Here is a 17,689-nt window from a genome sequence, read left to right as displayed (position 1 = left end):
CTGGAACTGGTGACTGGCATGCGTCCAAACGATGCGGTGGAAATGAAAGGAGCAGAGTCGTGCGCAACTGGAACTGGTGAAGCGTCCCCGAACTAGCGCGATGGAGTCGAGAGGAGTTCTGTCATGCGCAACTGGAACTGGTGACGGTGGTGCCGCCGAGCGGCGGACGAGGAAGCAGCGACTGGCGAGATGAGGAGTCGGATCGTGCGTAACTGGAATTGGTGACTAGGTAGCGCCGTTCCGTAGCGACAGTGACGAAGCGAGCCCTGCGGGGAGGGCGATCGCTTCGACCGCTGGCCAGGCGCGGCGCACACTTCGAACCCTGCGGGAAGACGCTGGGCGTCGGTGCCGGACGGCGCGACCTCGGGGCTGTTGCTCGGTATTGGCTTACGGGGCGGGCAGCGTCTCTGGCCGCGAGATCAGCTGGGGTGCTGCACAGCCGTCATCTCGCGGGACGGGATCGCACCAGCGTCCGTGCCGCAGTGGTCAGGAGCAGGGCGACCAGCAGAAGCAGGGTCGCTGCGCCGACTGCGCCGACCGCTGCCGCGGATGACCAGCGCTGGGCGGCGAGGCCGGCGGCGAGCAGGGCGACTCCCTGCGCGCCGACGAGGCCGGAGGCGGCCAGCCCGGTCGCGCGACCCCGCGCCTCGGGCGGGGTGTGTCGCACGAAGCTGGCCTGAGCCTGGATCAGCGCGGCCGCGACGCAGGCCCCGCTGGCGGCCCAGAGCGCCACCGCCGCGGTGACGGTGACGGTGAAGGCACTGGCCAGGAGCGGGAGCCCGGCCAGGACCGCCAGCGGCAACATCGCTCGCTCCCGCACCGGCTGCGACACCCACCGGGTGCACACCACCGCGCCGACGACGCTGCCGGCCGGGATCGCGGCCATCAGCAGGCCCACCGCCAGTGGGCCGCCGCCTAGTTCGGCGGCGTATGCCACCGCGATCCCCTCCGGTGCGATGTAGCAGCCGGCGAGCCAGACGAGCAGGGCCAAGGTCCGCAGCATCGGGTCGCCGAACACCGTCCGGACCCCGCCGGCGATCTCGGCCCACCACCGCGGCGATCCCGCCCCAGCTCGCGGTGTCGGGGCCGGTCGGGCGCGAACCCCGAGGCGCAGCGCGACTGCGGAGACCGCGAAGGTGGCCGCGTTGACCAGCAGAGCCGTGTGGGGATCGAGTACGAGCAGCACCGCGCCGCCGGAGGCGAACCCTGCGACCTGGGCGGTCTGGCTGGTGATCTGACGGACGGCGTAACCGCGTTCGAGCAGGTCCCCGCGCAGCACCTCGGGCAGCAGCGCGCCCTGGGCTGCGGTGTGCGGTGCGCCGAGGAGCACGGTCGCCACGATGAGGGCGCACAGTGCAGGCAGTGGCAGGCCCGGCCAGACCATCGGGACCGTCAGGACGGCGCGGGTGATGTCGCTGGCGATCATCACTCGCCGCCGCGGGTATCGGTCGGCGATCCAGCCCAGCAATGCCCCGCCGAGCAACGCTGGCAGGAAGGTCAGGGCGTAGACCAGCGCCGAGAGGGCGGCCGAGTCGGTGCGGTCGTAGACCAGGACCGAGAAGGCGATCCGGGCGAGCTGGTCGCCGAGGATCGAGAAGGCTTCCGCTGCCCACAGCGCCCGGAACTCCGGGTTCGCGAAGACGGTGCTGATCCGGGGTGAGTGGGCGGTGGACTCGTCGCGATCGGTGGGTTCCATAGTCAGGGCCGACCCGGACGCGCCGCGCGACCAGACCGACACCCAGCGTGCCCGCCACCGAGCCGCTGATCAAGAGCAGCGATCGGCCTCACGGTGGCGCTACCGGAGCGCGGCCGACTGGGTCTCGGAGCTCAGTTGACGCCAGTGATCTCGCCGTTGACCACTCGGCGATGGTTCTCCGGCCGCCAGGCGTCGCACTCGGTTTGTCCTCGGCCATCCCGATGACTGCGATACAGCCAGTACCACCCCTTAGTGATCCACCCCGCTCTCGGTTCGCACTGATCCCGGACGATCCTGCACAGTGAGCCAGGCTCTGCTCAGGGGAGGACGATGACTCGGCAGGTGACCTTCCGGCGAGTCGACGACCTCAGCGGCGGCCCCGCCACCGAACGGATCCGCTTCGCCCTCGACGGCGAGGAGTGGTTCGTCGACCTCAACGCCGCCAACGCCGAGCAGCTCAGGCAGGGACTGGCGCCGTTCATCGCCGCGGCCCGAGACGTCCTCGGTCCTCGCCGCCGTGCCGAGATGGCCGACACAGTCTCGGGTTGGGGCGCTGCACAGCAGCTCGCCGACAGCCGTGCCCTCGCCCACCTTGATCAGATCGTCGACGACCTCGCTGGCTCGAGCGAACGCCTCGACACCGACCGGTCGTAGACCACGACCTGAGCTCGCCCGTCCGATCCCCCGCCTCGCGGCGGCCATCTCGGCGAGGTTGCCTCGGGAGTAGGTCCGCGCGGATGTGGGCATGTGCGGTGTGCTCTGGCCCACGTCGACTCCACAAGACTGATGACTCGGTGACTGGGTCGCTAATGGACTGATCACGGCCCCCGATGCGGTTGGCAGACAGCTTGCTAGGCCGCCCGGATCAGTTCCAGGAGTGACGATGACCGCCGCGATGCCCCCCGCGATCTTCGCCGACCTCGCCCCGGTGAGCGGCAACGGCGGGACCGCTGCTACTCCCGCGAGGGCGGCCGCCGAGTCTGCGGTAACCAAGCCCCCGGCCTCGGCTCGACGGGCCGGCGCCGGCTACGCACTCCTCAACGCCATCATCGCGTTGCTGCTGATCGTGCTGCTGCTGCCGGTCCTGGTGGCGGTCGCGGTCGCGGTGCTGCTCGATGGTGGTCCGGTTCTGTTCCGTCAGGCCCGGGTGGGGCGGGACGGCGCCGAGTTCAGCATGATCAAGTTTCGGTCGATGGTGGTGGATGCTGAGGCGCGGCTCGACGCGCTGCGGGTCTTCGACGAGGGTGCCGGGCCGTTGTTCAAGATGGCCCGGGATCCGCGCATCACCCGGGTCGGTCATGTCTTGCGGAAGTTCTCCCTCGATGAGCTGCCTCAGCTGTTCAACGTGGTCGGCGGCACGATGGCGTTGGTTGGTCCTCGCCCTGCGTTGGCCAGCGAGGTGGCGCAGTACGGGCCGCTGGCCCGCCGCCGGCTGGCGGTCAAGCCCGGTCTGACGGGGCTGTGGCAGGTTTCGGGCCGGAGTGATCTGTCCTGGGAGGAGTCGGTCCGGCTCGACGCGTTGTATGTCGAGCGCTGGTCGCCGCTGTTCGACCTGTCGATCCTGGTCCGCACGATCGGTCCGGTCCTGCGCGGTGGCGGAGCGTACTGAACCTGCGCTCGGTGGTGTTCCCCCGCCTTGCTGAGGCGAGGCACGAGGCGGGGCAGCCGATGATGGCGCTGCGGCCCGCGGGGCCCTGATCGGCGTCGACGAACGCCACGCTGACCGCGGGTTCTAGCCACCCACCCATCGGCCGGCCCGTCCGCCCCCCCTATCTGGTGCAGGCCGCGGCACCTGGCACGACGAATGTCGGGCCCGGGGCTATCGACGTGGGGTGACAGTCTCGTCGGGGGCGAGGGGGACGTGGGGCGTCCGGCGTGCCCACCACAGCGCGAGGAGAACGACCACGACGACGCTTCCGATCACCGGGGCGAGGGATCCCACCGGCCCGCGGAGTAGGCCGAGCTGCTGGGTGGCCACCAGGGGGGCGATCACGCTCATGACTGAGAGGTTCCCGGTCAGCCATCCCTGGTCGATGCGCTCGGAGACGTACCCCAGCCCGGCCATGAGCACGATTGTGAGGGCCAGGCCGCAGTTGAGGTAGAGCTCGGCCGGGAACGGCAGGGACAGGTTGGTGAAGTAGTAGCCGCGGAACTCGGCGATGGTGATCGAGGCCGGGGTCTCCTTGCCCTCCCAGATGGAGCGCGGCACGGCGAACAGCACCCCGGACAGCAGGGTCGAGCCGTACTCGAGTCCTCGTTGTTCGACGTAGAGGACTGTGTTGATCACCTGCTGGAAGCCGTCGAAGTCCTGACCGCCCCAGTCCGAGATGTCGAAGGTGACCGACCCGGCCGCTGAGTTCCGCAACGCGTAGGTCAGCGGGTACACGAACAGGAAACCCGCGACGGCGACGGCGGCCACGATCGTGCCGGCGAGGGGACGCTTGGGTCGGAACACGGCGATGATGCAGCAGCACAGGGCCGCGACGCTGGTGAATCGGGAGTTCGCCAGCGGGTTGACATAGATCATCAGGAGGGCGACGCCGAGCAGTGTCAGGACTACTGATGACATCGGCCAGTGCAGGAACGGGCGGTGCCCGTGCAGATGGACCAGGCTCCGTAGGGCGAGGTAGGCGCCGGTGATCGCCAGGACCGCCGGGAGCAGGCTGACGAAGCCCAGGGTCGGGCCGCCGCCGGTGGCGACGTCGACTCCCTGCGCGCTCAACGCCTCGGCTCGGTCCGAGCGGGCCACGAACAGGCCTGCGAACCCGCCGGAGGCTGCGGCGGCGACGGGCAGCATCAGCAGGCCGAGGAGGACGACCGCCCCTGCTGCTCTGTGGAGCCTGCCCATGTCGACCGGCCGGCCGGTGACCCCACCGCGCCGGCGGTGCGCTGCGAGCATGGATCCTGCGAGGTAGGCGAGCAGGGTCAGTGCGAGCACGACCTGCGCGTAGACGATGCTGCGTGTCTGGTAGTTCGACAGGGCGTCGTACCACGCCAGCTGCCCGGTCCAGACCTGGTAGATGGGGGCGACACCCAGCCAGCAGCCGACGAACGCCCAGAACAGGATCTGCACGATGCGGGCGCCGCCCACGATCGCGCGGCACAAGCCCACCCAGCAGATCAGGGCGATGGCGCAGGCGAGCAGGATCTGCGGGGAGAACTCGCGCCGGTAGGCCAGCGTGAGGAGGACGGCGGCGACCAGCGACGTCAGCCCCACGGCACCGGCGAACCACCTCGTGGGCCGCCGGCCTCCGGTCGTCGGGTCGCTCATCGTGCTCGTGCGTGGTCGAACATCGACTGCAGGGCCGCCACGAACCCGTTGTCGCCGAAGCGGCGGCTGGCGTCCCGACCGGCCTGGCCGAGCGCGGCCGCGAACGCGGTGTCGTCGAGCAGCCGCCGCATCGCGACGCGGAGCCCGTCCTCGTCACCCGGGGCGACCAGCAGACCGGTCTGCCCGTCGTCGATGATCTCCAGTGGCCCACCGGCGCGGGCCGCGATCACCGGGACTCCGACGGCCATCGCCTCGGTGACGACGTTGCCGAAGGGCTCGGGCAGCACCGAGCAGTGCACCAGGCAGGACATCTGTGCGAGCTCACCGGGCACATCCGAGCTGTTGCCCGCGAACGTGACCTGGTCGCTGATGTCGAGAGACTCGCACAAGGCCATCAGCTCGTCGGCGTAGTCGGACTCGCCGAACAAGGCCGCGCCGACGATCACCGCTTCGACGCTGCTGCCGCGGAACTCGGCCGCGAACGCGCGCAGGAACACGTCCTGGCCCTTCCACGGGGAGATGCGTCCGACCATCCCGATCCGGGGCGCGGAGATGGGCGTCCACTGCTCGAGGTCGTCGGGCCATCCCGTGGGCAGCGGCGGATACACGACACTGTGCGGTGTCGCCTCCGGGTAGGTCTGCGCGGTGGACACGGAGTTCGCCGACACGTGCGAGCGCAAGACCCGGGGCAGCGCGCTCACGACCCGCGCGACAACGCTGGATCCCAGGTAGTCCGCGGAGACGTGGTCGTTGGCCTGCCAGATGTGGCGGCCGGGAAGCCCGAGGGCGGCGACGCCGACGTAGATGTTCGATTTCAGCGAGAACGAGTGGTAGAAGTCCGCGCCGGAGCGGCGCAGCACCCCGCGTAGGCGCAGCACGTAGGAGGCGATGAGCCAGCAGGCCCGCAGGACGTTGCGTACGTCCCGCAGCTGAGCGCGCCGCAGCGTCGCGACCTGCTCGGGGAGTGGGATCACCTCGACCGGGACCCCGTCACCTTGCAAGGCGGTCTCCAGGGGGCCGTGGGCGCCCAGCAGCACCCGCACGTCGAACTCCGGTCGACCCGCCAGGTGGTTGCAGTAGCGCCGGAGTTTGATCTCGGCGCCGGACAGCACCGCTGTGTGGTCGACGAACAGCACAGACGTCGGCTCGGGCACGGGGCTCACAGCTCCTTTCGGCCGGCGCGTAGACGCCGGGCCAGGCGCAGGACGGGGGCGAGGTCGCCGCGGGCGGGGCGGAGGATGTCACTGCAGGCCACCGACGCCACCCGGGTGTAGATCAGGATCGTGACCAGCGCGGTCGCGGCGTAGGTGATCGAGCTGGCGGCCGCGGCGCCGATGCCGCCGTAGCGCGGCGCGAGCAGCAGCATCGCCACGACCGTGACCACGACCCCGAAGGCCTGCGCCGTCGAGAACAGCCCCGGCCGACCGGCGCCGGCGAGTCCGGCGCCCAGCACGATCGACACACCGGAGAACACCGCACCGACCAACAGGATCTGAGTGGGCAGCACGGCGTGTGTGAAGTCGGCGCCGAACAGCAGCGGGAGCAGGACCGGGCATGCCACCGCGCCCGCCGCGGCGACGAGCAGGCCCCCGTAGAGCACCAGTCGAGCGGTGCGCATCACCAGGCTCGGGCCGGTGGCTGACGCGCTCTGGGCGGTCAGGATCTCCCGGAGGGCGACGACGGCGACCACGACGATCTCCGACACCGAGACCGCGACGATGTAGTAGCCGATCTCGGCGGCCGAGGTCAGGAACACCAGCATGAGCTGGTCCAGCTTCAGCACCAGGACGCCCGCGACGCTGCCACCCCACGACAGCATGGCGAAGCGCAGCATCGGCCCGATCTGCACCTCGTCCCGATCAGCACCGGCGGCGACATCTGAACCGACAGCTACCGAGGCAGGGGCGGGTGCGGGTGCGGGGGTGCGGATCGTGCGGATCGCGAACGCTGTGTAGAGCAGGACGACGACGGCGCCGGGACCCCAGGTGGCCACGGCGGCGGTCGGGACGGTGAGCGCGCCGAACGCGAACAGGACGACCACACCCAGGCAACGGGTACCGACGGCGAGGGCGCGCTCGATGATCGGCGTCGAGTACTGGCCTGAGGCCTGCGCCGAGGCGCGAAGGCTCTCCACCGCGAGCATTGCGGGAAGGGTGGCGCAGACCCCGTAGTAGACGCCCCAGTAGTGGCGGTAGTCCGGCAGCAGTACCGGGGCCAGCAGGATCAGCGCGACACTGGTCAGCCCGCCGAGGACGGCCGCGGAGATCATCGCCAAGGTCAGGGCGGTGCGTCGGGGACGGCGGCCGCGGGCGCCGAAGTAGGCGCACATGGTGGGCAGGCCGAGGTTGACCAGGCTGGCCGCGAACAACGTCGGTGCGATCACCGCGACGAGCGCGCCGCGGCCCTCAGCGCCCAGCGCTCGGGCCAGCAGCGGGCCGGTGACCACCGCGGTCAAAGGCAGCGCCAGCGACAGGGCGCTGTTCGTCGCCATGACCCGGCCCAGCGACCGCTGTTGGTTCACCATGTCATCTGCTCTGTCCTGGTCGGCATCTCACGTCGGGCAGCACGCGGGGGAGGGGCACGGGTCGAGGATCAGGGCCGACCGGCCCGGGCGTAGACGTCGGCGACGTCGCGCTCCACCCGAGCCATCGACAGCTGCTCCAGCGTCGCCTCCGACCGTGCGAGCAGCTGTGCACGCAGCTGCTCCGAGGTCAGGACCCTCCGCATCGCCTCGGCCAGCGCAGGCACGTTCCCGGGCGGCACCAACACGGCGCAGCGGCCGTGATCGACCATGGTCGGGATGCCGTCGACGTCGGAGGCGACGATCGGTGTCCCGGCCGAGCGCGCCTCGGCCAGGACGAGACCCGCGGGCTCGGAGTGGCTGGCCAGGACGAACAGGTCGGCGTCGCGGATGGCCGGCCGAGGGTCCCGTTGAAAGCCGGCCAGCGTCACCGAGCCCCGGAGGCCGAGGGCGTCGATGCGCTGCTCGAGCAGCGCACGGTCCGGGCCGTCGCCGACGAACACCAGCGTCGCGGCCGGGATCGTGTCCCGGAGCCCGGCGAAGGCCTCGACCAAGGTCAGGATTCCTTTGTGCCGGTAGAGGCCGCACACGGTCACGATCCGCACTCCATCGCCTCCGCTTGCGCTCGTCTGCCTGGCCGGGCTGTCGCTCGCCGCGCGATCGCGGGCTCCACCGATCGTGCCCTGGGCGACCACGACACCGCGGGCGCGTCGGAGGCGGGGGAGTCGGGCACGGGCGGTCTCGTTCAGCAGGATCACCGCCTGCGACAGGCCGTGCAGACACACCCCGCGCTTGTTCTCCAGGTGCATCGTCGACACCAGCGTCACGGTCGCTCGTGCCGTGGGCATCCGTGTCGTCTGGACGGCGATCCAGCTCAGCAGCACTGCGGCGAGGGTATGGGCGTGGACGATGCGGGGACCGCCGGTGCGGACCAGGCCCCGGATGACCCGGACGTACTGCAGAAACTCCCACCGGCGCGAGGCGGCGTCGATGGTGTGGTTCCCGACCCCGCACTCGGTCAGCAGCGGCACGAAGTCCCCGCCGCGGCTGACGACCGTGACGTCGTCGCCCCTGCGGGCTTGTTCGCAGGCCAGATCGACGGTGCTGTTGTTGATGCCGTTACCGACCTCCCGCACGTCGTTGAGCACGTGCGTCACGCGGCGGCGGACAGCGCTCACACCGCGCTCCGCGCGGCGTTCTGCACGATCGACTCGAGGCGGGTCACGAAGTTCTCGACGGAGAAGCCCTCGGCGTGGGCCGCCACGACCGACGGGTCGATGTCGACGAACGACTCGACCGACTCTCGGATGCAGTCGATGCTCTCCTGCTCGATCCACCACCCGGACACCCCCTCGCGGACGGTGTCGAGATGCCCGCCGGCGCGCAGCGCCAGCACCGGCGTCCCGCAGGAGTTCGCCTCGATCGGGGTGAGCCCGAAGTCTTCGTGCGCGACCGTGACCAGGGCGCGGGCATGGCGGTAGAGCCACCGCAGCTCGGGCTCGGCCACCACCCCGAGTGCGGTGATGTTCCCGGCGGCCCCGGTGTCGTCGTCGGCCCGTCCACCCACCACGACCAGGCGCTGATCGGGCATCGTGTCGAACGCGGCCCGGATGAGCTCGACGTTCTTGTAGCCGCGGCCGCGGGCCACGGTGAGCCAGAACCCCGGCTGGACACCCGTGGGGGCCTGGGCCGGGCCGTGGGCCAGGTGGGACGACACGGGCGGGAACAGCAACTCCGAGGCCAGCCCGTACTGGTCCTGGATGCGCTGCTGGACGACCGAGGAGTTCGCGACATAGGTGGTCGCGGTGCCGGCCTGCCTGCGATCCCAGCGCCGCAGCCCCGACGAGCCTCGATGAAACAGCCGGGCCACTCGGTCCGAGGCGAAGTAGTCATCAGCCTGGTAGAGCCACCGGGCCGGGTTATGGCAGTACACGACCTTCGCCGCGGTGCCGAGGTCGACGCCGTGCGCCCAACCACTGGAGCTGGCCAGCACCACATCGAACTGCTCCGCCGACTTTCGGTCCCACACGAACGGGAGCAGGGGCAGCGCGAGGCGCGGGTCCGAACGCAGGACCGGGACCTTCTGCAACCAGCTGGTGCGCACGTCGACGTCGGCGAACCCGGCGAAGGTCTGATCCGGCTGATACACCGAGGTGAACAGCGGAGCGTCGGGGAACGCCCTACACAGTTCCAACGTGACGCGCTCGGCGCCGCCCCGCTGGGTCAGATAGTCGTGAGCCAGTGCGACTCGCATCCCGAACGGCTCCTAACGGTGATCGGGTCGGTGGTCAGGTCGGTGATCGGGATCGAGCCGCCGTGGCCAGGGCTGCGGACCTCCGGATCCCGGGGGCTGCGGCTGCCCCGGGGGGCGCCCGCTGGGCTGCTGGATACGGCTGGTGTCGGCGGCGCGGGCCGGGGCGGTGACCGCCCGCGACGGGCCGTCGGCGGAGTCGGTGCTCGCGGCGGCCGCGGATCCGTCCGCGTGGTAGCGGTGGTACTTGCCGTAGACTTCGGACTTGGCCGGGTCCACCCGGTTCAGCACCGACCCGAACGGGGCGAGCCCCACCAGCCGCAGCGCCTCGGCCGCCGACTCCGCTTGACGCCGGGTCGTCTTCTTCGCCCGGCAGACCAGGATGGCGCCGTCGACCGTTCCGGCCAGGACCGTCGTGTCCGACAGCGACAGCACCGGTGGGGAGTCGATCAGAACCATGTCGTAGCGGTCGCGGGCGTGCGCGATCGTGGCTCGCATGCTCGCCGAGGCGAGGAGTTCACTCGGGTTCGGCGGCACCGGCCCGCTGGTCAGCACGTCGATGACGCCGCCGTTCCAGCTCTGCACCGCCCGGTCGAACGGCACCTGCCCCGAGATGACCCGGGTCAGACCGACCGAGTTGTCCAGGCCGAACAGGCTCGCGACCCGCGGCAGACGCATGTCGGCATCGACCAGCAGCACCCGCGACCCGGCCCGGCCCAACGCGATGGCGAGGTTGGCCACCGTGGTCGTCTTCCCGTCGCCTGGCATCGCGCTCGTGACCACGACGACCTTGCGCGGGTTGTCCACGTCGATGAACTGGATGTTGGTCCGCAGCTGCCGGTACGCCTCAGCCTCCCGCCCCGACGACGCGTGGTTCACCACGAGCGGATGCTGCTCGGCCCCAGGGTCGGCCAGCACACGCCCGATGACCGGCGACCGCGTCGCAGCCACCAGCTCGGCGTCGGAGGTGACCCTCGTGTCGACCGCCCGCCGCGCCAGGGCCAGCAGGATGCCGGCGCCAGCGCCCAGGATCAGCCCGATGGCCAGCATCGCGGGCAACGACAGCGACGATGGTTCGGTCGGTACATCCGCAGGCTGCACGACCCGCAGCGTGATCAGGGCGGCTGCGCCGGGGTCGGTCGGGCGCTCCAGGTCGCTGACCACACCCGCCCCCGCGGCGGCGACCGCGTCGGCCAGCTGCGCGGCCCGCTCCGGAGTCGAGTCCGTGGCCGAGACCTCGATCAGTACCGAATCCGTGGGGCTGGTCGCAGACACCCGCTGCCGCAGGTCCTCGACCGACTCACCGCTACCGAGCGCTTGGGCAGCACCGCCGAGCACCCGCGACCCGGTGATCAGGTTGGTGTAGGACCGGACCCGCTCCGCGGACAACTGCGCACCCAGATACGCCTGCTGCGCGTCCTCCCTGCCGGCTTGGGCCGAGACATACAGCGACGTCGACGCCGTGTAGGAGGCCGGTTGGACGGCGAACACAGCCCCGGCCGCCGCCACCCCGATCAGGACGGTCACCGCCACGAGCACGTACTGCTCCCGCAAAGTTCGCAGGAAGGACTGCACCGTCACAGAAGCGTCTCCAGTGCCATCGGTTCGGGATGGGTAGTCAGTTACTGTCTCAGGCCCGGCAGCCCCCACCGCGCCAGGCTCCCCAGCGGGTCGGCTCCAGGGCAGAGAGCCGATCCAGCTCCGGACGCCACATCACTCACGTGCGGCGCATCGGACGCCCACTTAGCGCAAGCACCGACTACGCCGTTAGCGCCACTCATCAAAGTTGATGATGACGGGTGATCAGGCGCCGAGCAGGCAGGGAACCCCGGCAGGGCGGTTCGCAGAGCTGCCATTGAGTCTCGCAACGGCTCACTCCGCGCCAATCCGTCGCCACGGGGTCACTCCCAACCCGCCGTTGACACCACGGTTCCAAGATCCGCGGCTGGACTGGCGAAGGTGCGATATTCGGGACCTGCAGTGTTCGCCTGGCTACCCATGGCTCAGGACCCGGTCCAGCGCAGCCCGACCCGGCTGACCCCCATGCCGGATCGCCACCATCAGGCCTCTGTGTGTCGGCTGCCCCAGCAGCGTCGGAGTTCGACCACGACCATCCGCGATCTCGATGTGTCACGCCTGACGTTGGGGTGGAGGCGGACGGTCGACCCTCCGCACAAGCTGCTCCAGCTCGGTGAGACGCGCGTCGATATCGGTGTCGGGATCCAGTACAGCCAACGAGCGGATCTCGGGGTCGGACCTTCCTGCGGCGCGTAGATGCCGGATGAACTGCAACTCGTTCTGATGGACCAACCGCCGAGAGCTATCGAGGTAGCGGGCCCAGTGCTGGAGCACCTCGAGTGACGTCTGTGCCGCGCCGCCGTCCCTCATGACTTCGCCAGAGGCCAGCACACAGCTGACCAGCGGATCGAAGTGACGCGCTCGCCCTTTTCCGAGTACGTCACCGATCCACTGCCACATCTGCCGCGGGACCCTGGCTGGCACTTCGCCCGGCTCACTCATCACGTGATGCTCGCCTACCGGCTCGGTGCTGACCAAGTGCAAGACAAGCTCCTGCACCGTGCGGCACTGTCCGCAAGCGGTCGTGTTCGTTGCACCAGATGCAGCATCATTTCCTACTTGAGGGGCTACAGCCCCATGTTGGTGGCGGCGTTCGAACTCCATGCGGACTGCACGCGGACGTAGCCGCCGACCGAGACCAGGGAGCGGTGTCGGGTCTGGGCGGCGATCTCGCGATCGGAGGCACCGCGGAGGTGCGCCCAGGTCACGAACCCGGCCCGCAGGGAGTGCGGGGAGTAGCCCTCATCGCCGAGGCCGGCGGCGGCGGCGAGCTCGGTGATCCGGCGGTTGACCGAGGCCCGATGAAGCCCGGTGGGGGCCGGCCGGTTGCCGGTGGAGACCCGGCGCAGCAGGGGGCCGTCGGTGATCTCGGAGAGCTCGAGCCAGGCATCGAGGGCGCGCACGGGGCAGGCGTCGGGGTGGCTGGCGTAGGGCAGGACGACGAGCTCGGTCTGTTCGCCGCGCTGGTTGGTCTTCGACGAGGGGATGACCAGGGTGCGGCCGCGGTCGTGGGGCAGGACGTTGTCGACGGTCAGTGCGCAGAGCTCGGAGCAGCGCAGTGCGGAGAAGAACCCGAGCAGCAGCAGGGCGCGGTCGCGGGCGCCGGCCAGGTCGGGCTCGGGCGGGCGGGTGCGGAAGTGGCGGGTGGTAGCGGTGGCGGCGACGAGGTCGAACAGCTGTGGGGGCATCAGCGGTGGGGCCTGGTCGGGTGGGGCGCCGTGGACGCGGCGGATGCCTTCCCAGACGGTGGTGACCCGGGCCGGGCTGGTCGGGTCGGGCAGGTCGGCCAGGGCGTGGAAGAACCGGATCGCGGCCATGCGCCGGCTCATGGTGGAGACCTTCGCCCCGGCTCGTGCCAGGGCGGTCAGGTACCCGCTGACCGCGGCCGGTGGGGCGGGTGCGGGCGCATGGTGTGCGCCGTCGCACCAGTCGCAGAACTCGTTCCAGTCGGTGCGGTAGGCCTCGATGGTCGCCGCGGCCTTCGAGGCATGGCCGTAGGCGGCCTCCTCGGCCGAGAGCGGGCCGCCGTCGAGGTCGGTGACGGGCACCAGCCCGGCGGCCGCGGCCGCGGCGGTGAGCTCGCGGTGCTGGTGATCGGACACGGTCAGCGACGGTAGCGAGCCAGGCCGACCTCGCTGGGGACCCGCGCCGCGACAGCGGCGGACCGCTGAGGAAGAGGTCATGTGATCTGGCCATTGTCACGCTCGGAGCGGTCTCGACGACAGACGGTGCGAACGCCTGACGGACACCGGCTCCTTGGCGCTGAACTGATCATGGGATGGAGGCGCTGGTGGCATCTGATCTGGAGACGCTGATCGCGCAGGTGTGGAGCCCCGACGTCCGCCCTCTCGCGGAGGAGGCGTGGCGTTGCTACAACGCCGGTGCGATCCGGTCCTGCATCGCCGCGACCTGGTCGGCAGTGGGCGCCGACATCATCGGGAAGCTGGTCCGCCTGGCGGATGAAGGCGACGCCCAGGCCCAGCAGTTCCGAAACAAGGTGGAGACCGCCCGAGAGCACGGCCTGAGGCCCGAGGGCGTCACCGCCATGCAGAAGATCGAGGGCACGTTGGTCGACGAGGCCGTGAAGTTCGAGCTGATCGACACGATCGACGGCCGGGAGCTGAACAGGATCCGGGAAGACCGCCACCTGTGCGCGCACCCGTCGCTGCGCGCGGCCGGCGAGGCCTACACCCCGCGTGCCGAGGTCGGGCGGGCACATCTCGCGGTCGCCCTGACGACGTTGTTGGTCCATCCTCCGACGCAGGGCAAGAAGCTGATCGAGGAGTTCAAGAGCTACATCTGTGACCCGATGTGGGCGCCGTCGGCGTTGCACGTGCAGGCGACATTCCATGATCGAACCCGAGTGGCGACCCGCAACTCCATCGTCAAGCTCGCGGCCAAGTCGGCGATGCTCGAACTCGCGGCGGACGGTGTCATCTCGCCGAGCGAGCACGCCGATCGGATGGCGGTGGCGCTGCAGGCTCTTGCCGAGCGGGATCGGGATACAGTGCGCGACGCCGTAGGGCATTGCCAAGAGCAGCTGCAGACCCTCGACGCTGCGACCCAGCTGCGGGTTCTGGTGCGGATGGCGGACCACGACTACTTCTGGTCGGCCGTGGATCAGCCGCTCGCCGACCGGTTCCAGGCGCAGTTGAGCAGGCCGATCACTGTGGTGCCGTGGGAGCCCCTACCGCACGACGTGGCAGCCAGTCTCGCGGTCGTGGCGAGCAAGCAGGCACGGGACCGGTTGCCAGCCCTGGCCTTGCGGTTCGAGCAGCTCGATGATCACCACAGACGCAACGTCATGGCCGCGCGTGCCGCCGAGTATTTCGTTCCGGCCGTAATCGTTGCGCTGCAGACCGCCGGGAGCTGGCGGACCGGAGAAGCCGTGGGGCGGCTGCTCGTCCAGCACGCGGAGTATCTGACCGTCGAGACTCTGCAGGAAGCGCTGTGCAGCTGGCACGACAACAACGAGTGCCGACAGGCCGCGGAGATGCCCGGCCTGGCTGTGCAGCTGTTCCACGCGACGGCCCACCTCGGTGACGCCCGGTTCGGTCCTTTCGGCGATTTCGCCGCGAAGTGCGAGTCGACCGAGGGGCGCGCGGAGTACTACAGCTACCCGGGGCTGCACGAGGTGCTCCGGCGCGCGGAGGGAGCCCGCCGGGGCTGACCCCGCGGTGTCGTCCTCGTGTTCTACCGGATGGGTACGACACTCACCCCGACATCAAGCTGCGTCCAGGCGGTGTCGGTGGTGATCGCCGGGCCGCCGAGGCGGGCGGCCAGCGCCAGGCAGCACCGGTCGCCCAGGGACAGCCCGGCGGCGCGGGACAGCCTCCAGACCGGCGCCGAGCACGCCGCGTTCGCACCGGAATTCGGTGGCCGGAACCTCCGCTGGGACCCGCGATGCCCTTCCGATCCGTTCTGGGTATGCCGGGCTACCGGACATCGCGGCGAGGCGGGTGCCGGCGGGTGAACCTGTGGAGCAGCTCGTTCCGCTCGGGCTGCCCGCCGGGGCGGGCCTCGGCCCTCAGCCAGGCGGCGGTGAGCACGGCGAGGACGAGGCAGATCAGCGGGGCCCAGAGCTTCGCGCTCATCGGGACCTCGACGGCCGGGGCCATGGCGGGAAGCACCCAGCCCAGGACCACACCGAACAGGACCGCGACCACACCCAGGCGCAGCGCGGCCGGGCTGAGGTCGGGCACAGTGTTCCCGCGGTAGCGGGCGCGGGCGACCGTCAGGATCAGGACCGCGAGCACGACCAGCACGATCAGCTGGAGCGCGACCAGGAGCGTCGTCATCGTGGCTCTCTCCCTCGGGTGGGCCGGGTGCACGGTCGTGCACCCGTGGGTCTAGCGGATGGGTACGACAGTCACGCCGACGTCGAGCTGTGTCCAGGCGGTGTCGGCGGTGATCGCGGGTCCGTCGAGGCGGGTGGCCAGGGCCAGGCAGCACCGGTCGCCCAGGGAGAGTCCGGCGGTGCGGGTGACCGGCCACAGGGCCGCGGCGGTGACGGCGTCGGCGGCGGTGACCGGTTCGATGCCGATCCCCAGGGTGCGCAGCTGGCGCAGGGTGCGGTCGGCGTCGACGCCGCGCTGGGCCAGCTTCTGATAGATCTCCGAGAGGTTCACCGCCGAGAGCACCGCCGCCTCGAGGTAGCTCTCGACGACCTCGGCGCCGGGCTCGGCGCGCAGCCAGGCCAGCACCGCCGAGGCATCCAGCACCGCCGGGCCGGAGGAGGCGGGGGAGCCAGGGAAGTCGCTGGCCACCGGCCGGTCCGGGCCGGTCACGAGGAGGCGTCCTCGGTCGCGGCCTCGGCCCGGCGCTCGGCGAGCAGCTCGTCGGCGACCGAGTCCTGCGGGTCGCCCTGCCACTCCGCGGCGATCTCCCGACGCATCCGCGCGACCAGCTGCGCCCGGGACTCCATCACCACCCGCCCGTCCTCGACCGACAGCAGCAACGTCGACCCGGCAGCCAACCCCAGATCCCGACGCACCTGTGCCGGAATCAGGATCCGGCCGTCCCGATTGACGACGACCTCGGCACGTCCCGCATCGTCCACCTGCTCCGACATGCCACCGAGTCTAGCGCAGACACGTCCACAGCGTGTCAGAGCGCTCCGTGCGGCGACAGAAGAGCCGGTGAACCCGCATCGGGTTGCTACGCAACATAATGTTGCTTCTGTCGCGTAGCAGGATGGTCCGGAGACTGGCCATTTTCCGCGAAACTCACCATAATCCGGAGCCAGGCCCACGTCGTCGAGGTGGGCGAATCTGGCGGAGGTTGTCATGGCTGCTACACCTCGGGTGCTTCGGATCGAGTTCGAGCTGCGCGTGCCCCCGGGGCTACGCGCGAACATCCAGGCCCCCCGGATCGAAGCCGCGGTGCTGGCGTTGCAGTCCGCGGTACAGAGCGTGGCCGGCACGGTGTTCCCGTGGGCCGACCGGATCCGGGTGCGCTGGGCGTGGAGCTACGAGTGGTGGGCCCCCCAGGAGCCGACGGTGCTCGCGCTCCCGGCGACCGAGAAGAACACGGTCGTCCCGGCCGGGGACCCCGCCACCGGCGAGACGATCGACCCAGACGCCCCCGCCGCCCCCGGCGAGGACTGAGGGCGGTGGCTGCCTCTCACCCCGCGCTGGCGCTGGCGGACGTGGAACGCGGCCGCCGGATTCCGGACCGGCGGATGGCCGGACCACAGCGCCGCCGGACCGTCGCCGGGCGGCACCACCCGCCGTCGCCCGGCCCCGCCGCCGGGCACCATCCGCCGGCGCCCGGTCCCGCCGCCGCGCGAGCCGGCTACTGGGTGCAGCGGATCGTGCTGCGCGGCGCGACGTGGTTCTGCGGCCTCGGAGCGCTCTGCCTCGCGATCACACCGGTGATCGCCTCGGCGCCGCCCGTACCTACTCTGGTCGCGGTGACCATTGGTCTCGGGACGCCGTTCGCGGTCTTCGCTCGCCTGCAGGCCCAGGCGGAACGCCTCGGTGATCCCGAGGCCCAGGACACCGTGCGGCTGCACGTGTGGGCCTTCCTCGTGGTCTGGTCGATTCTGGGTGGACTGATGCTCCTCGTCCCCGAGAACACCACTGCCCGCCCACCCGGTGTGCCCCCGAACATGCTGATCACAGGTCTGGGTGGGCTCGCCTCGTTCGGCGTCATCGCCTCGATCCTGGCCTGCGCCACCGCGCTCGCCCGCGCGCGCCGTTCCGGCGCCCCGCATCACACCGACAGCACTGGATCGACCAGCACCGCCCCGGCCCCAACGCCGCCGCCGGCCCCGAGCACGCCGCGGCCGCGGAATCCGCCGCGGCGCTCGGCAACCAGCAGCAGCCCCGCTCTGACCCGGCCGGAACCGACCCCACCGACGTGACCACGGAG

Annotated in this window: 17 protein-coding genes; 5 read left to right on the top strand and 12 right to left on the bottom strand. The window is 70.8% G+C overall.

Features of this window, described 5'->3' with window-relative positions; all coding sequences use genetic code 11:
• Positions 1–442: 442 nt before the first annotated feature.
• A complete protein-coding gene (locus Ae717Ps2_RS31330; RefSeq protein WP_075334617.1) occupies positions 443–1,696 on the bottom strand; it encodes an MFS transporter in 1,254 nt (417 codons plus the stop codon).
• A gap of 330 nt (positions 1,697–2,026) precedes the next feature.
• Between Ae717Ps2_RS31330 and Ae717Ps2_RS31325 the strand changes: the two genes are divergently transcribed.
• Both Ae717Ps2_RS31325 and Ae717Ps2_RS31320 read left to right on the top strand, forming a co-directional pair.
• Entirely contained in the window at positions 2,027–2,350 is a 324-nt protein-coding gene (locus tag Ae717Ps2_RS31325) for a histone-like nucleoid-structuring protein Lsr2 (protein WP_075334616.1), read from the top strand.
• A 229-nt stretch (positions 2,351–2,579) separates the two neighbouring features.
• On the top strand, positions 2,580–3,305 hold the full coding sequence (locus tag Ae717Ps2_RS31320) for a sugar transferase (protein WP_083702675.1): 726 nt from the start codon (positions 2,580–2,582) through the stop codon (positions 3,303–3,305).
• A 210-nt stretch (positions 3,306–3,515) separates the two neighbouring features.
• On the opposite strand, the gene Ae717Ps2_RS31315 is transcribed toward Ae717Ps2_RS31320, so the two are convergent.
• The 8 genes from Ae717Ps2_RS31315 to Ae717Ps2_RS31280 form a co-directional block, all read right to left on the bottom strand.
• Complete coding sequence (locus Ae717Ps2_RS31315; protein ID WP_075334615.1) at positions 3,516–4,967, bottom strand: hypothetical protein; 1,452 nt, start codon at positions 4,965–4,967, stop codon at positions 3,516–3,518.
• Complete coding sequence (locus Ae717Ps2_RS31310; protein WP_143510737.1) at positions 4,964–6,121, bottom strand: glycosyltransferase family 4 protein; 1,158 nt, start codon at positions 6,119–6,121, stop codon at positions 4,964–4,966. The genes Ae717Ps2_RS31315 and Ae717Ps2_RS31310 overlap by 4 nt, the downstream gene beginning before the upstream one ends.
• A gap of 5 nt (positions 6,122–6,126) precedes the next feature.
• Positions 6,127–7,491 (bottom strand): lipopolysaccharide biosynthesis protein, encoded by a 1,365-nt coding sequence (locus tag Ae717Ps2_RS31305; RefSeq protein WP_075334613.1) that lies wholly within the window; start codon positions 7,489–7,491, stop codon positions 6,127–6,129.
• Positions 7,492–7,559: 68 nt separating this feature from the next.
• Complete coding sequence (locus Ae717Ps2_RS31300) at positions 7,560–8,666, bottom strand: glycosyltransferase family 4 protein (RefSeq protein WP_158071592.1); 1,107 nt, start codon at positions 8,664–8,666, stop codon at positions 7,560–7,562.
• Positions 8,663–9,742: a glycosyltransferase gene (locus Ae717Ps2_RS31295; RefSeq protein ID WP_075334611.1), complete on the bottom strand. Its 1,080-nt coding sequence runs from the start codon at positions 9,740–9,742 to the stop codon at positions 8,663–8,665. The genes Ae717Ps2_RS31300 and Ae717Ps2_RS31295 overlap by 4 nt, the downstream gene beginning before the upstream one ends.
• 12 nt (positions 9,743–9,754) lie before the next feature.
• On the bottom strand, positions 9,755–11,389 hold the full coding sequence (locus tag Ae717Ps2_RS31290) for a polysaccharide biosynthesis tyrosine autokinase (RefSeq protein ID WP_083702673.1): 1,635 nt from the start codon (positions 11,387–11,389) through the stop codon (positions 9,755–9,757).
• A gap of 480 nt (positions 11,390–11,869) precedes the next feature.
• Positions 11,870–12,316: a hypothetical protein gene (locus Ae717Ps2_RS31285; protein WP_075334609.1), complete on the bottom strand. Its 447-nt coding sequence runs from the start codon at positions 12,314–12,316 to the stop codon at positions 11,870–11,872.
• A 68-nt stretch (positions 12,317–12,384) separates the two neighbouring features.
• Entirely contained in the window at positions 12,385–13,419 is a 1,035-nt protein-coding gene (locus tag Ae717Ps2_RS31280; RefSeq protein WP_158071591.1) for a site-specific integrase, read from the bottom strand.
• A 176-nt stretch (positions 13,420–13,595) separates the two neighbouring features.
• Between Ae717Ps2_RS31280 and Ae717Ps2_RS31275 the strand changes: the two genes are divergently transcribed.
• The gene (locus Ae717Ps2_RS31275; RefSeq protein WP_075334608.1) at positions 13,596–14,987 is read left to right on the top strand and encodes a hypothetical protein; all 1,392 of its coding nucleotides are present in this window, start codon (positions 13,596–13,598) and stop codon (positions 14,985–14,987) included.
• 265 nt (positions 14,988–15,252) lie between these two features.
• Here the strand turns inward: Ae717Ps2_RS31275 and Ae717Ps2_RS31270 are convergent, their stop codons facing one another.
• From Ae717Ps2_RS31270 to Ae717Ps2_RS31260, 3 genes are read right to left on the bottom strand one after another with little or no spacing between them, the layout of a single operon-like run.
• Positions 15,253–15,615 carry a hypothetical protein gene (locus tag Ae717Ps2_RS31270; protein ID WP_075334607.1) on the bottom strand — a complete coding sequence of 121 codons (363 nt, stop codon included), beginning with the start codon at positions 15,613–15,615 and terminating at the stop codon, positions 15,253–15,255.
• 51 nt (positions 15,616–15,666) lie between these two features.
• A complete protein-coding gene (locus Ae717Ps2_RS31265) occupies positions 15,667–16,104 on the bottom strand; it encodes a type II toxin-antitoxin system VapC family toxin (protein ID WP_198932374.1) in 438 nt (145 codons plus the stop codon).
• On the bottom strand, positions 16,101–16,388 hold the full coding sequence (locus tag Ae717Ps2_RS31260; protein WP_075334606.1) for an AbrB/MazE/SpoVT family DNA-binding domain-containing protein: 288 nt from the start codon (positions 16,386–16,388) through the stop codon (positions 16,101–16,103). Before Ae717Ps2_RS31260 ends, Ae717Ps2_RS31265 begins: the two co-directional genes overlap by 4 nt.
• A 214-nt stretch (positions 16,389–16,602) precedes the next feature.
• Between Ae717Ps2_RS31260 and Ae717Ps2_RS31255 the strand changes: the two genes are divergently transcribed.
• On the top strand, positions 16,603–16,923 hold the full coding sequence (locus tag Ae717Ps2_RS31255) for a hypothetical protein (RefSeq protein ID WP_143510732.1): 321 nt from the start codon (positions 16,603–16,605) through the stop codon (positions 16,921–16,923).
• Between the two features lie 5 nt (positions 16,924–16,928).
• Positions 16,929–17,681, top strand: coding sequence for a hypothetical protein (locus Ae717Ps2_RS31250; RefSeq protein WP_075334604.1), 753 nt, complete (start codon positions 16,929–16,931; stop codon positions 17,679–17,681).
• The last annotated feature ends 8 nt before the right edge of the window (positions 17,682–17,689 follow it).

The sequence above is a fragment of the Pseudonocardia sp. Ae717_Ps2 genome (genome assembly GCF_001932475.1).
GTDB lineage: Bacteria > Actinomycetota > Actinomycetes > Mycobacteriales > Pseudonocardiaceae > Pseudonocardia.
Note: the sequence above shows the minus strand (reverse complement) of the source record. Positions and strands in the feature narration are given on the sequence as shown.